Genomic DNA, 14164 nt, shown 5'->3' with positions numbered 1-14164 from the left:
GATATGCATACTTCAACGACCAGTACGGTTCCGTTAGAACCATGGACTGCCGAACAGTTGGTTCAAGCGACACAAGGTCACTGGCATAACAATCAAGCGCCGACAGGTTCTGTAAAACGAATTTTGACCGACTCACGTCATGCAGAGCAAGGTGACGCTTTTCTTGCCCTGAAAGGTGAACGCTTTGATGCGCATGACTTCCTTGCTCAAGTGGCTGAAAAGGGTTGTGAAATTGCCATTGTCAGTCATCCGGTCGATGTGGATATTTATCAGTTGGTGGTTGCAGATACACGTTTGGCGCTTGGACATTTGGGTGCATTTCGTCGTGCCCAAAACCCAGCTTTAAAAGTCATTGCCTTGACAGGAAGCAGTGGTAAAACCACAACCAAAGAGATGCTCGGGAGTATCCTTTCTCGTCTTGCACCAACATTAATTACGCGCGGTAATTTAAATAATGACCTTGGTGTGCCGATGATGTTACTTGAGTTGCGTCCAGAACATCAGTATGCCGTGATGGAGCTTGGTGCCAGTCATAAAGGTGAAATTGATTACACCTCAAATTTGGTACAGCCTCAGGTTGCCGGAATTTTAAATATTGGCACCGCTCATATGGGTGAATTTGGTGGGCGTGATGGCATTTGTCGTGCCAAGTCTGAAATTTATGCACATATAGCGAAAACAGGAACATCGATTGTGCCTGCGGCAGATGATTTTACAGATGCCATTCGTCAAGCTGTGCAAACTGAGCAATTAATGAGTTTTGGTCAGGGCGGGGATGTCTTTGCGACTGAGACGGAGCTTCAGGCTCAATCTTCACGTTTTATCTTAAATACCCCACAAGGTGCACGTCCTGTTCAACTGCCATTTGCTGGTGAACATAATGTGCAAAATGCCACTGCAGCCGCAGCTTTCGCGTTGTCGATTGGTGTGAGTTTAGATGATATCGTTGTGGGGCTTGAACATGCGACAGGTGCCAAAGGCCGTCTAAACTTTATTCAACATAAAGATTATTTGTTTATTGATGATACTTACAATGCAAATCCAACCTCAATGCGTGCTGCTGCTGATGTACTTGCGCAGCAAGATGGCATCAAAGTCATGGTCATTGGGGATATTGGTGAGTTAGGTTCATCTGCTGCACAGCAGCACTACATGTTGGGACGTGATCTTGTATCACACTCTGGTCTTCAATTTGTCGTTGCTGTCGGTGAGTTTTCACCTGCTGTGCAAGAAGGCGCGCGCAGTACACAATATGGTAAAAAATTACAGGCCTTTCTTACTCAAGAACAGGCTTTACCGTTATTAATTAGTCTAGTCAAAACACATCAGCCTCAGTCCATGAGTTTCCTGTTTAAAGGTTCTCGTTATACCCACATGGAAACTTTGATGGCTGAATTGATGGAGAAACTTTAATGCTGTTATGGTTATTTGAGCAGCTTGCGGGTTATCACAGCTCGTTTCAGGTTGTTCGTTATTTAACGCTTCGTTCGCTACTCAGTGTCTTAACGGCATTGGCCATTGGTCTGTTGCTTGGACCTGTGATGATCCGCAAATTGCAAGCTCTCAAATATGGTCAGGCAGTCAGTTCATTTGCACCTGAAAATCATGCCAAAAAAATGGGCACACCGACTATGGGCGGTGTGTTGATTTTACTGTCTATTGGGATTTCAACCTTACTTTGGGCCGATCTTTCAAACCCTTATGTATGGATTGTACTTGTCGTGATGGTGATCTTTGGTGCTGTGGGTTGGGCAGATGACTGGATTAAAATCCGTTATAAAGACAATGCCGGTCTACCTGCGAAGAAGAAATTCTTTTGGACTTCTGTGGCATCGTTAGGCGCCGGTATTGCACTTTATGTGATTGCGACACAGCAAGCAAACCCAGTACATACCTCAAATATGTTGGATCTGCTGATTCCATTCTTTAAAGAAATTAGCATTCCATTGTCTATTATTCCACTCGGTATTGGCTTTATTGTCTTTACTTATTTGGTGATTAACGGCGCATCTAATGCTGTGAACTTAACCGATGGTTTAGATGGCCTAGCAATTATGCCAATTGTTCTGGTTGCCGCTGGTTTAGGTGTATTTGCTTATCTGGCTGGTGATGTTCGTTTTGCCGATTATTTACATATTCCTTATGTGAAATATGCATCTGAACTGGTCGTGATCTGTGCGGCAATGATCGGTGCTGGCTTAGCATTCTTATGGTTTAATGCGCATCCTGCTCAAGTCTTTATGGGTGATGTTGGTGCTTTATCTCTAGGTGCGATGCTCGGTACGATCGCAGTCATGGTTCGTCAAGAAATCGTTTTTGCCATTATGGGCGGTGTCTTCGTGGTTGAAGCTATTTCTGTCTTCTTGCAAATTGGCTCGCTGCGTATGCGGAACAAGCGTGTATTCTTAATGGCACCGCTGCACCATCACTATGAGAAAAAGGGATGGCGTGAAACTCAGGTGGTGATTCGTTTTTGGATTATCACAATTATGCTGGTAGTTTTGGGTCTAATGACTTTAAAATTACGTTAAGCAAATAAATAAACGAAACCGGCATTTGCTCCCACAGATGCCGGTTTTTTTATTTCAAAAATATAGTGGAGTAAATGATGAACCTGTTGATGTGTCCTGTATGCCGTGAAGCATTGAAACTCACAGAGCGGACATGGCGCTGTGAAAATAATCATAGCTATGATGTTGCAAAACAAGGCTATGTCAATTTACATGTGGTTCAACATAAACACAGTAAAAACCCGGGTGATACGCCAGAATCTGTACAGGCGCGCCGTGCGTTTTTGAGTGCAGGTCACTATGCACCTTTGCAACAGGCTGTGGTGGCATTGATTCAAAAATTGCGGGTTGAAAACTTGTTGGATATTGGCTGTGGTGAAGGCTATTACACCAATGCGATGCAAGCTGAAGTACTACAATGTGTGGGTGTCGATATTGCTAAAAATGCTGTGCAAGTCGCCGCTAAACTGAATAAAGAGGTGACTTGGGTGGTAGGGACAGGGGCGACCTTGCCTGTGTTAGATCACTCAATTGACTTGTGTACGAGTTTATTTAGTCCTATTCCTCAAGAAGAAATCCTTCGTGTGTTAAAGCCTGAGGGGCACTTGATGGTGGTCACACCTGCGCCAGAGCATCTTTATGCAATGCGTGAAGCCTTATTTGAAGAAGTAAAACCCCATGAACCGCATAAATTTGTGGAACAACTAGCTGCTGACTTTGAATTGGAAAGTGAGCAAGTGGTACAAGCGAAAATGTCACTTTCTCAGCAGGATCTCAAAAACTTAATTGCAATGACGCCTTATGCCTATAAAGTGAAAGCTGAGCGTCGAGAAGCTCTAGAAAAAAATGAACAATTTGAGTTGCAAGCGCAGTATCAAATTTATCTCTTTAAAAAGAAATAATGCATTGGAAGTGATAAAAAAAGCCCTCGTTTGAGGGCTTTTTTTATGCAGCTTATTTACTGAACTTGATCGATGAGATGATCAAGTGCGTCAGTTTTATGCTCTGTACCTTGTGGTTTAGGCTGCATTGGTGGTGGCGCAGTTCGAGTAGGTGCAAGATTGGTTTCAGCAGACCGTGGAAGATCTTCAAAATCATTTTGCGTAGCCTGTGGTTTTGGTACAACAGGAGCAGGACGATACAGCGGTTGAGCCATCGGCGGCGTTGCTGCACGATCTTGTTCAGGTTGACCTTGAGTCGCTTTAGCTGAATTGCGATTGATTGGATTTTTGGCATGAGTGTCTAAACGCACCCAAGCTTCAGGTGTGCCTTTGAGTGATTTCGCCATAAAATCTGACCAAATCGGCAGAGCTGCAACACCACCATATTCACGACGACCTAAGGTAGAGGGTTGGTCAAAACCGACCCAAGCCACAGTGACTAATTTTCCATTAAATCCAGCAAACCACGCGTCTTTTGCATCATTGGTTGTACCGGTTTTACCACCTAAATCACCGCGACCAATTTTTAATGCCGCACGACCTGTACCATGTTGGATCACGTCACGCAAGATGTTCGCCATATCAAAGGCCGAACTTGACTTCAAAATCCGCTGAGCTTGTTTATAGTTTGCTGCTTCAGTATCGGAAATTTTTGATTCAGCAGGTTTATTATCCTGATTAGTGACTTCAATCACTTCATCATCCGGCGTGGTCGGATCTGCTGATTCAACTTCGTCTTTTTGATTGATACATTGAATACATGCATATTCAGGATTGGCTTGATAAATCACTTTGCCATAAGCATCTTCAATACGGCTAATAAAGTGCGGTTGAATACGATATCCACCGTTGGCAAATGTCGCATAACCTGTCGCCATTTGAATCGGCAATACCTGTGGGGTACCTAAAGCAATGGTGTAGTTACGTGGAATTTGGTTTTCTTGCAAACCAAAATCCATAAATAATTGGCGAGTACGTTCAATCCCGACGACTTGTAATAAGCGAACTGAAACTGTGTTACGTGATAAATAGAGGGCGCGGCGTAGAGGAATCATCCCCAAATAGCGACCGTCAGAGTTTTTAGGCGTCCATTTGCCAATCGTAATTGGATTGTCATTGACCATGGAGTATGGAGTCATACCGCGTTCAAGTGCTAAAGCATAAACAAAGGGTTTAATGGTTGAACCCGGCTGACGCCAGCCTTGTAGAGCACGGTTAAATTTAGATTGATAAAAATTATAACCACCGACAATGGCTTCAATGCCACCATTATTGGGGTTGAGTGCGATCAATTGACCTTGCGCTTTTGGAATTTGCACCAAAGCCCATGAGCTTTTATCAGCATTCGGACGTAGGCGAATAATATCTTTTACTTTAACAATTTGTGAGGCTTTGCTTGGCGCATTGCCTACACTATTGGCATTGCGATAGGGACGTGCCCAAGACAGACCTGACCATGGAACAGTCACACTACTGCCGTCTTGCATCAACACTTCGATGCTGGTGTTGTTGACTTTAGTGACTTCGGCAGGATAAGTGTTAGCATATGGAATAAAGTTTTTTAATGGCTCATCATGTGCTTCTGCACCACGCCAACCATGTCGTCTATCGTAAGCTTCAAGACCATCTTGCACAGCTTGCTCAGCATAGGCTTGGCGTTGGCTGTTGATGGTGGTATAGACTTTATAGCCAGAATCTGTCGCTTGTTCGCCAAACTTTTCTACGAGCTCAGAGCGAACCATTTCCCCGACATAGGGGAATTTGTTGCTAACTCCGCGGTCAGGCATATCGAGATTAATTGGTTCAGCAATTGCTTCTTGATATTCCGATTGATTGATATAACCCAATTGCAACATACGTCCTAAAATCCAATTACGACGCTCTAAAGCACGTTTTGGATTGGCTACAGGATTATATTTTGATGGTGCTTTGGGTAGGCCTGAAATCATTGCCATTTGAGCCAAGCTCAAATCTTGCAAGCTCTTGTTATAATAAATTTTTGCAGCTGCTGCGATCCCGTATGCATTTTTGCCCAAAAAGATTTTGTTAACATACAGCGTTAAAATTTCTTCCTTACTTAGATTTTGTTCAATTTTTCGAGCAAGGAAAACTTCGGTTAGTTTACGTTTTAAAGTACGCTCTGGAGTCAGATAATAGTTTTTTGCAACCTGCATGGTAATGGTTGAACCACCCGTTTGCACATCTGAGCCTGTAATACTTTCACTGACGGCACGCCCCAATCCTTTGAAACTAATTCCGCTGTGTTCAAAGAACGAAGAATCTTCCGCAGCTAAAAAGCCATGAATGAAATGAGACGGGATTTGGTCGTACTCTACAGGAACCGAAAGTTTGCCACCATATTCTGCAATCAGCTCATTATCAGCACTATAAACTTGCAATGGTTTTAATAATGGAGCCTTTTTTAAGATGGACATTTCAGGCAAAGACGGGGCAATATAGAGATACATGCCATAGAAACCCATTGGAATTGCGACCAAAACAATAATAATGGCCAAAAAAAATGGATGAACAAGGCCTGAACAAGATAGCTTTTTCATAACAAGTAAGTTTTAATAAGAGCTAATGGCAAACTAATTGGTGGTCAGTATATCCTTTCGATATACGGATTGTTAGATGAGTTATTGTATCTGTATAAAATTATAGACCAATGCTAATTAGTGGGTTAATTTTTTTGGGGATAAAAAAATAATAGGAATTATATTGTGCTCAGGTTATATCGTAAGCCAAATAAGGGGTTAATAGGAGTAGATATTAGTTCGACTTCTGTTAAGGTTTTGGAACTTTCTGTAAAGAGTGGGCGGTATTGGGTAGAAAGCTATGCTTTGGTGCCATTACCAGAAGGAAGTGTTGTTGAAAAGAACATATTGAATCCGGAAGCTGTCGGTGACTGTTTAGAGCGCGCAATTAATTTGGCCAATACGCAGACCACTAATGCAGCTTTGGCGGTTCCAACGTCGATGGTGATTACAAAAATCATCGAAATGGACGCAGATATGAACGATGATGAACGTGAAATTCAGATTCGTGATGATGCTGAGCAATATATTCCGTTCCCACTTGATGAAGCGAGCCTTGATTTTGAGGTCTTGCCAGATCGTCTGTCCAACCCAAATCGTGTCAATGTTTTGCTTGTCGCTACGCGTATTGAAAATGTTGAAGCGCGTGCGGAAGTCATTCAGCTTGCTGGTCTTACACCAAAAATTGGTGATGTAGAAAGCTTTGCAATTGAAAATGCATTTAAAGTTTTTTCAGATACTTTGCCAATGGGTGTGAATACAGTGGGTATTTTAGATATTGGTCATAGTATGACGACCTTATCTGTCATGCAGAATAACAAAGTGATTTATACCCGTGAGCAAGTGTTTGGTGGCAAACAATTGACACAGGAAATTCAAAATCGCTATGCATTGTCTTTCGAAGAAGCAGGTCGAGCGAAAAAAACACGTGCCTTGCCAGATGATTATGATATCGAAGTCTTAGAACCCTTCTTAGAAGCTGTCGTTCAACAAGCAGCACGTTCTTTACAGTTCTTTTTCTCATCTTCACAGTTCAACGAAATTGACCATATTTTATTGGCAGGGGGGAATGCCAATATTCCGGGGCTTGCAAAATTACTTCAACAAAAATTGGGTTACCGCGTCACGATTGCCAATCCATTCTTACAAATGGGTTTTTCACCTCAAATTGATATTAAAAAAATTGAAAATGATGCCTCATCACTCATGGTGGCATGCGGTCTAGCATTGAGGAGTTTTGATTAATGGCAAAAATTAACTTGCTCCCTTGGCGTGATGAGCTAAGAGAGAAACGAAAAAAAGAATTTGTTGCACTTTGTATTGGGGCTTTCTTAATTGGGGTAATTGGGGTTGGTTTAACATGGTTGTACTTTGATCACAAATTAAAAGATCAAGAACAAGCGAACCAATTGATTATCAGTCATAACCAAAACTTAGATGTTCAATTAAAGTCTTTGGATGGTTTACAAGAACAGCGTAATGCCATTATTGAACGAATGAAGTTGATTCAAGGCTTACAAGGTCAACGTCCAATTGCTGTACATCTTGTAGATGAATTGGTTCGTGTGACACCTGCCAATATGTACATCACAAAATTTGAACGTAATGGCGACAAATTTATGATCGAAGGGCGTGCGGAAAGTCCAAACACTGTTGCAGATCTACTGCGTAATTTGGAAGCATCACCTTGGTATCGTAATGCCTTCATGAGCTCATTCCTTGTGGCGGAAGAGAAAAAAGACAAAGCACCGACGTCAGTGGTTCCTCGCGTAGAAGAATCTTATGGTGCATTTACTGTGACTGCTGATTTGGAGCAAATTGCGCAGCCGACCATTAATGATCCAGCAGCAAATGCAGGACAGTCAGCTTCATCGGCGCAAACATCTGACGCACAAACTGCAGCAACACCAACTCCGGAGGCTGCAAAATGAGTCGTGATGAATTTGAACAATTGAATCAAGATGCTGTGGTCATTCCGAAAAAGAAAATGACTTTTGATAAGTTTGTACAGCAGTTCAATACGCTAGATCCGAATAACTATGGTAGTTGGCCAATTTCAGTCAAAATTACATGTTGGGTTTTTATCATTATCCTAGTGGCAATTTTGGGCTATTTCTTGGCGATTAAAGACAAGATTGAAGCTATTTCAAGTGCCAATGCGCAAGAACAAAATTTGTTAAATGAGTTTCGTGAAAAAGATTCAAAACTACGTAATTTGCAACAATATCAATTGCAGTTGCAGGATATGGAAGCACGTTTTAATCAACAGTTAGAACAATTGCCGAAAGAAACTGAAATTCCAGGTTTGGTTGAAGATATCAACTTAACAGGCGTGAATTCTGGATTGAAATTTAAAATTATTCGTCTTGAGCCTGAAGTGAAGCAAGAGTTCTTTACGGAACAGCCAATTCATATTGAGGCAACAGGTGATTACCACGCCTTTGGTTCATTTGTAAGTAGTATTGCGGGTCTTTCACGGATTGTGACTTTGCATAATTTAACGATTACAGCAACTGAAAATAAAGAAAAGAACTCAGATATTCCAAAAATTGACTATGTGATTTCTGCAAAAACATATCGTTATGAAGGGAATACTGAAAGTGCTGCGAAAGCTGCAGATTCAGCAAGCACACAGGAGGCTCCAAAATGAAAATGAATAAATTGGCACTTTCTGTGATGGTTGGATTTGTATTGGCTGGTTGTGAATCACGTATTGATGTAGTCAATCAAGAGATGGCAAATATACGCAATCAAGCTCCACTAGCGATTGAACCTGCGCCAGATTTTGTACCTGTCGAAACTTTTAATTATGCGGCGCATTCTTTAAAAAGTCCGTTCTTGCCAAGTTCCTTGGCAGCAGAACTTAAAATCATGGCCGGTAAGCGTGTTTATCCAAACTTGAGCCGTCAGCCTCAACCTTTGGAGAGTTATGCACTCGAAACCCTGAATATGAAGGGTAGTATGCGTAACCAATCTGGGCAAATATTAGCCTTGATTCAGACACCTGATGGTGAAGTTGAGCGTATTCAACGTGGAAGTTATATGGGGCTCAATCATGGTCGAGTGGTAAATATTACCCCGACTCAAATTGATTTGATTGAGATTATTCCGGATGGGCGAGAAGGATATGTAGAGCGTCCTAGAAGTCTCATATTAATTGGACCAGCACCTTAAGCTTAAAGGAATAAAAATGAAGAATAGTGTACAAGATTTTATTTTTGGGGATGGCAATACAATGAATCATGTGTTTCGTCAGTTTTCGATGGGGGCTGTTGCAATGGCGATGATGCAAGTTGCTAATGCTCAGGTGAGTGTAACCAATGTGGTACCAATGCAAATTCCAGGTCAAGGGACTGAAATTCGCGTAATGTTTAATGGCTTGCCGCCACAACCACAAGCTTATCAACTCGATCAACCATCACGACTAGTTTTAGACTTTGATAAAGCACAGCAAAATTTAAAACAAAGTTCAATTCCTGTTGCAACGGCTGAAGCGAGCACTGTGGATGTGAGTTCGGATGCACAACGTGCGCGCTTAACTGTGAATTTAGCCAATGCTGGCGCTTTTACCACGCGTGTTGAAGGTAATACCTTTATTTTAAAAATCAACTCTGCACAAGCTGCAAATTATGTACAGCCTGTAGCACAACGTCAGCAACAGGGCATCTCAAATATTGGTTTCCACCGTGGTTCTAATGGTGAAGGTCAAGTTGTTGTTGATTTACTGGGTGGAAATACTCCCGTTGATGTTCAACAGCAAGGCAGTAAAGTGGTGATCCGTACTTTAGGCAATAAAGTACCTGCACATTTGACTCGCCGTTTAAATGTCAATGATTTTGCAACACCTGTTGCAACGGTGGATGCACATAATGATGGCGGTAATGGTGTGATTACCATTCAGTCGACGGGCAGCTATGAATATATGGCGTACCAAACTGATAATAAATTAACGGTAAGTTTGAAACGTCCGGAAGATAAAAATCCATTACGTCCTAAAGCTGCCAATCATTATATCGGTAAGAAGATTTCATTAGACTTCCAAGATATTGAAGTACGTCGTGTGCTGCAACTTTTGGCTGATTTCACTGAAATCAATATGGTTGCTGCTGATACGGTTCAAGGAAATATTACACTTCGCTTAAAAGATGTGCCTTGGGATCAAGCACTAGATATCATATTGAAAACCAAGAATTTGGACAAACGTCGTAATGGTAATGTGATTTGGATTGCGCCTGTATCTGAGTTGATTAAAGCGGAAGAAGAAGAAGCAAAAGCCTTACGTCAAAGTATGAAGTTGGCACCATTACAGACTGAATATTTAACGTTAAGCTATGCAAAAGCTGCTGAGATAGAGAAGCTGATTACGCAGTCTAAAACTGCGGGTAATAGCGGTTCGTCAAATAATAGTAATAATGCTGATGATGATCGGGGTAATTTGTTAAGTCCACGCGGAACGATTTCTGCAGATACGCGTACAAATACACTGATTATTAATGATACCGCGCAAAACATTGATCAGATTCGTAAGATGGTGGATTTGCTTGATGTATCAGTCAAGCAGGTCATGGTCGAAGCACGTATTGTAAAAGCATCTACTGATTTTACCAAAGAAATGGGTGTGAAATGGGGTCTCTTGTCTCAAGGGATTAACCAAAATGACCATTTATTGGTGGGTGGTAGTGATACTACGCTTTGGGACTTAAAAACACCGGATGATGATGGGAAATATACGATTCAGCGTCCAAGTAACTTAAACGTGGACTTAGGGGTGACTACTGCAGGTGCCAGTCGAATTGCGTTTGGCTTAATTAGTCTTTCTGATTTTATGTTGGATTTAGAGCTTTCTGCTTTACAAGCGGATGGTTATGGTGAAGTCATTTCTACACCAAAGGTACTGACAGCGGATAAACAACCCGCCAAAGTTGCATCAGGTCAAGAAATTCCATATCAAACCACAACGGGTACAGGTTCAAATGCGACTTCTTCTACCGAGTTTAAAGAAGCTTTATTAAGTCTGGATGTCACGCCTAGCATTACTCCAGATGGTAAAGTGCAAATGAAGCTGAATATCAAGAGCGACTCACCAGCAGGATATGCACAAAATGGTGAAATCATCCTGAATAAAAATGAAATTAATACCGATGTCTTAGTCAACAATGGTGAAACTGTTGTGCTCGGCGGTATTTTTAATCAGGAAACACAAAGTAAGCAAACTAAAGTACCGTTCTTAGGTGATATTCCTTATGTGGGTCGCTTATTCCGTAAAGATATGAAAAGCGATGCAAAAAATGAGTTACTGATTTTTGTTACTCCGCGAATTGTTAATGACAGTGTTACCAGAAATCATTAATATATTTTCAATTTAACAAAAGAAATAGGTGACTCCTTGCCAAGCAAAGAGTTTGAAACCCTACCAAATATCTATTTGGTAGGGCCAATGGGGGCAGGAAAAACAACCGTAGGGCGACATTTAGCAGAATTGTTAGGACGTGAATTTCTAGACAGTGATCATGAAATTGAACGTAAAACAGGTGCGACCATTCCTTGGATTTTTGAAAAGGAAGGGGAAAAAGGCTTTAGAAGTCGTGAAACGAATGTCATTGATGAGTTAACTGCAAAGAAACAACTGGTCTTGGCGACTGGCGGTGGTGCTGTGACTCAGCCCCCAAATCGTGAATTTTTAAAACAACGTGGTATTGTTGTTTATCTATATACTCCGGTGGAAATTCAGTTACAACGAACCTACCGCGACAAAAATCGCCCACTTCTTCAAGTGGAAAATCCAGAGCAAAAGCTACGAGATTTATTGGCTGCCCGTGATCCTCTTTATCGTGAAGTCGCGCACTATATTATTGAAACCAATCAAGGTGCTGCGAGAGATCTTGCGCAAAAAATTTTTAATTTAATTGTTTCACAAAATATATCTCGTTAGAAAAGGTTAAATTCATGCAAACCTTACATGTTGAACTCGGTGATCGTCGCTACCCTATTTTTATTGGGAGTGACCTTAATCCACAAACTTTACTTGAGCCTTATGTTCAGGGTAAACAAGTGATGATTGTCTCTAATACCACAGTTGCACCGCTCTATTTAAAACATTATGTAGAAGCAATTGAGGCATTAGGGAAAACTGTTGCGACATGTATTTTGCCTGATGGTGAAAAGTATAAAAATTTAGACCATTTGAATTTAATTTTTGATGCCTTGCTCGAAGCAGGCTTTAACCGCGATTGTACGGTTTTGGCATTAGGTGGTGGTGTTATTGGAGATATGACCGGTTTTGCCTCTGCATGCTATCAACGCGGTGTGTATTTTATTCAAGTACCGACGACTTTACTTTCTCAAGTGGATTCAAGTGTTGGTGGCAAAACAGGGATTAACCATCCACTAGGTAAAAACATGATTGGTGCCTTTCAGCAACCCCAAGTGGTTCTTGCGGATATGGCGCAATTAAAAACTTTGCCAGCGCGTGAACTTTCTGCAGGTTTGGCTGAAGTGATCAAATATGCGTTGTTGGGTGATGTTGAATTCTTAACTTGGCTTGAACAGCATATGGATGCTTTAGTTGCAGGTGATGCAACTTTGTTGGCTGAAGCGGTTTATCGTTCATGCGCTCATAAAGCGCGTATTGTGGCTAATGATGAAAAAGAACAAGGTGAGCGTGCGTTATTAAACTTGGGTCATACCTTTGGCCATGCGATTGAATCGTACTTGGGGTATGGTGAATGGTTACATGGCGAAGCCGTTGCAACAGGGATGGTGATGGCTGCAGATTTGTCCCATCGTATGGGCTGGATCACAGTTGAAGATTTAGAGCGTACAAAAAAAATCATTTTACGTGCACAATTACCGATAGTTTGTCCTAAAATTCCGCTAGAGGAATTTTTGGCGTATATGTCCCATGATAAAAAAGTATTGAATGGGCAATTACGACTTATTTTACTGAAATCATTAGGTCAGGCCATCATCACCAAAGAGTTTGATGTCGAATTAATGAAACAGGCAATTTTGGCAAATCAGGCAGAGTAGATACATCATGGCAGCGCGGCAGTCTCAATGGCAAAAAGTTCATCACTACACATGGTTGGTGGGTGGAGCTGTGTGTCTGTTCGCTGCATTGGTTTTTTGGGCGATTACAGATACCAAAGAATTGGTTGAAGTTGAAAAACAAGCGGAAACCGAAGTCGATTTACAAATTCAGCCAGAGAAAGTGGCAGCAATGTCCCATCTTGGTGCATTAAATGACGAAGTGCGTCCGCTTGATATGACGACCCGTGTGGTTGCTACGGCTCAACATGAACCAGAATTTCGCGGCACTAAATTTATCAATGATTCTGTCAAGCTTTATGGTATTGAATTGTTTAGGGTTTCTGAAGAAGATATTTTAAAAAGCTTCTTACGCAAGCAGCCTGAGCGTCACAAATTTATTTATCTACGTCTTTCTGGTGAAGATCATCCTGAGCAATACGTCATTTTAACAGGACCATATTCGTCTCAAAATGATGCGAAAACTGCAATGTCGATCCTCAATATTGCTTTGCCTGCATCAATTAAACCTAAGGTTGTGGAATTTAAACAATATCAAGCATATGTGAATGACTTAGGCGCGGAAGAAATGTCGTCGAGTCAAAAGTTATATGCTGTTAAATTAAAGTCTGTGCCTTTACCGAAAATTGATGAAGCTCAAATCGCAGCACGAAAAGCAGCGGCTGCAGCGACAGTAACAACTCCAGCTAATGCAACAACAAGTACTACGGTGACTCGCCGTGATGCTGAAGGGAATGTGATTGATGTGCAAAAATCACAAAGTAGTGTAGATGCACCACGTCCAAAACCTGCACCGGTAGAGCAAGAAGTAACCGATCCATTTAATTAGTTCTAAAATAGCGCAAGATGTCTTAGGAAAAGTCTAAACTGCACAGAAAAAGTGCATAAAATTATAAAAGAACAATTTAAATTATTTGTTATAACTAAAAAATGTTTGTAATCAGCCATCTTAGGAGAAAATGCATCAAGTTGGCATGTAAATTGCTTATTTGGTGCGTAAATTGAACTTTTCTCCCTGTTTTGGCGCGAAAATGATTCGATAAAAGTGCGAAGTCATTAATCCAGTCGTTATCCCTGATCTGAACTGCAAAAGCAGAAAATTTGACTTTTATTCATGCATCTAAGATGA

At 41.4% G+C, this 14164-nt stretch carries 12 protein-coding genes; 11 read left to right on the top strand and 1 reads right to left on the bottom strand.

Features of this window, described 5'->3' with window-relative positions; all coding sequences use genetic code 11:
* Positions 1-3: 3 nt before the first annotated feature.
* The 3 genes from murF (at position 4) to FTT92_RS10070 (ending at position 3412) form a co-directional block, all read left to right on the top strand.
* Entirely contained in the window at positions 4-1413 is a 1410-nt protein-coding gene (gene murF / locus FTT92_RS10080; RefSeq protein ID WP_180011309.1) for a UDP-N-acetylmuramoyl-tripeptide--D-alanyl-D-alanine ligase, read from the top strand.
* The gene (mraY, locus tag FTT92_RS10075) at positions 1413-2531 is read left to right on the top strand and encodes a phospho-N-acetylmuramoyl-pentapeptide-transferase (protein ID WP_078192535.1); all 1119 of its coding nucleotides are present in this window, start codon (positions 1413-1415) and stop codon (positions 2529-2531) included. Before murF ends, mraY begins: the two co-directional genes overlap by 1 nt.
* Before the next feature lie 77 nt (positions 2532-2608).
* A complete protein-coding gene (locus FTT92_RS10070) occupies positions 2609-3412 on the top strand; it encodes a putative RNA methyltransferase (protein WP_180172096.1) in 804 nt (267 codons plus the stop codon).
* A gap of 56 nt (positions 3413-3468) precedes the next feature.
* Here FTT92_RS10070 and ponA read toward each other — a convergent pair whose 3' ends face one another.
* On the bottom strand, positions 3469-6009 hold the full coding sequence (ponA, locus tag FTT92_RS10065) for a penicillin-binding protein PBP1a (protein ID WP_180172053.1): 2541 nt from the start codon (positions 6007-6009) through the stop codon (positions 3469-3471).
* Positions 6010-6174: 165 nt separating this feature from the next.
* Here ponA and FTT92_RS10060 point away from each other — a divergent pair, with 165 nt between their 5' ends.
* The 8 genes from FTT92_RS10060 to FTT92_RS10025 all read left to right on the top strand — a co-directional run bounded on the left by FTT92_RS10060 (position 6175) and on the right by FTT92_RS10025 (position 13864).
* Positions 6175-7233: a pilus assembly protein PilM gene (locus tag FTT92_RS10060; RefSeq protein ID WP_078192532.1), complete on the top strand. Its 1059-nt coding sequence runs from the start codon at positions 6175-6177 to the stop codon at positions 7231-7233.
* Complete coding sequence (locus tag FTT92_RS10055) at positions 7233-7919, top strand: PilN domain-containing protein (RefSeq protein WP_180172052.1); 687 nt, start codon at positions 7233-7235, stop codon at positions 7917-7919. The genes FTT92_RS10060 and FTT92_RS10055 overlap by 1 nt, the downstream gene beginning before the upstream one ends.
* Complete coding sequence (locus tag FTT92_RS10050; RefSeq protein WP_180172051.1) at positions 7916-8638, top strand: type 4a pilus biogenesis protein PilO; 723 nt, start codon at positions 7916-7918, stop codon at positions 8636-8638. The genes FTT92_RS10055 and FTT92_RS10050 overlap by 4 nt, the downstream gene beginning before the upstream one ends.
* A complete protein-coding gene (locus FTT92_RS10045; protein WP_078192530.1) occupies positions 8635-9162 on the top strand; it encodes a pilus assembly protein PilP in 528 nt (175 codons plus the stop codon). Before FTT92_RS10050 ends, FTT92_RS10045 begins: the two co-directional genes overlap by 4 nt.
* A gap of 61 nt (positions 9163-9223) precedes the next feature.
* A complete protein-coding gene (gene pilQ, locus FTT92_RS10040; protein WP_180106974.1) occupies positions 9224-11338 on the top strand; it encodes a type IV pilus secretin PilQ in 2115 nt (704 codons plus the stop codon).
* Between the two features lie 36 nt (positions 11339-11374).
* Positions 11375-11920, top strand: a complete 546-nt coding sequence (gene aroK, locus FTT92_RS10035; RefSeq protein WP_078189378.1) for a shikimate kinase AroK — start codon at positions 11375-11377, stop codon at positions 11918-11920.
* Between the two features lie 14 nt (positions 11921-11934).
* Positions 11935-13017 (top strand): 3-dehydroquinate synthase, encoded by a 1083-nt coding sequence (aroB, locus tag FTT92_RS10030; RefSeq protein ID WP_078192528.1) that lies wholly within the window; start codon positions 11935-11937, stop codon positions 13015-13017.
* A 7-nt stretch (positions 13018-13024) separates the two neighbouring features.
* Entirely contained in the window at positions 13025-13864 is an 840-nt protein-coding gene (locus FTT92_RS10025; RefSeq protein WP_180172050.1) for a hypothetical protein, read from the top strand.
* The last annotated feature ends 300 nt before the right edge of the window (positions 13865-14164 follow it).

Origin of the sequence: Acinetobacter sp. YH12023, from assembly GCF_013420135.1 — a bacterium.
GTDB lineage: Bacteria > Pseudomonadota > Gammaproteobacteria > Pseudomonadales > Moraxellaceae > Acinetobacter > Acinetobacter amyesii.
The sequence above is the reverse complement of the archived record's forward strand: the minus strand, read 5'-3'. Positions and strand labels throughout refer to the sequence as shown.

Bases quoted from the DNA above. Each gene is read 5' to 3' on its own strand.
- murF (WP_180011309.1), top strand. From the start codon at position 4: ATGCATACTTCAACGACCAGTACGGTTCCGTTAGAACCATGGACTGCC.
- mraY (WP_078192535.1), top strand. From the start codon at position 1,413: ATGCTGTTATGGTTATTTGAGCAGCTTGCGGGTTATCACAGCTCGTTT.
- FTT92_RS10070 (WP_180172096.1), top strand. From the start codon at position 2,609: ATGAACCTGTTGATGTGTCCTGTATGCCGTGAAGCATTGAAACTCACA.
- ponA (WP_180172053.1), bottom strand. From the start codon at position 6,009: ATGAAAAAGCTATCTTGTTCAGGCCTTGTTCATCCATTTTTTTTGGCC.
- FTT92_RS10055 (WP_180172052.1), top strand. From the start codon at position 7,233: ATGGCAAAAATTAACTTGCTCCCTTGGCGTGATGAGCTAAGAGAGAAA.
- FTT92_RS10050 (WP_180172051.1), top strand. From the start codon at position 7,916: ATGAGTCGTGATGAATTTGAACAATTGAATCAAGATGCTGTGGTCATT.
- FTT92_RS10045 (WP_078192530.1), top strand. From the start codon at position 8,635: ATGAAAATGAATAAATTGGCACTTTCTGTGATGGTTGGATTTGTATTG.
- pilQ (WP_180106974.1), top strand. From the start codon at position 9,224: ATGAATCATGTGTTTCGTCAGTTTTCGATGGGGGCTGTTGCAATGGCG.
- aroB (WP_078192528.1), top strand. From the start codon at position 11,935: ATGCAAACCTTACATGTTGAACTCGGTGATCGTCGCTACCCTATTTTT.
- FTT92_RS10025 (WP_180172050.1), top strand. From the start codon at position 13,025: ATGGCAGCGCGGCAGTCTCAATGGCAAAAAGTTCATCACTACACATGG.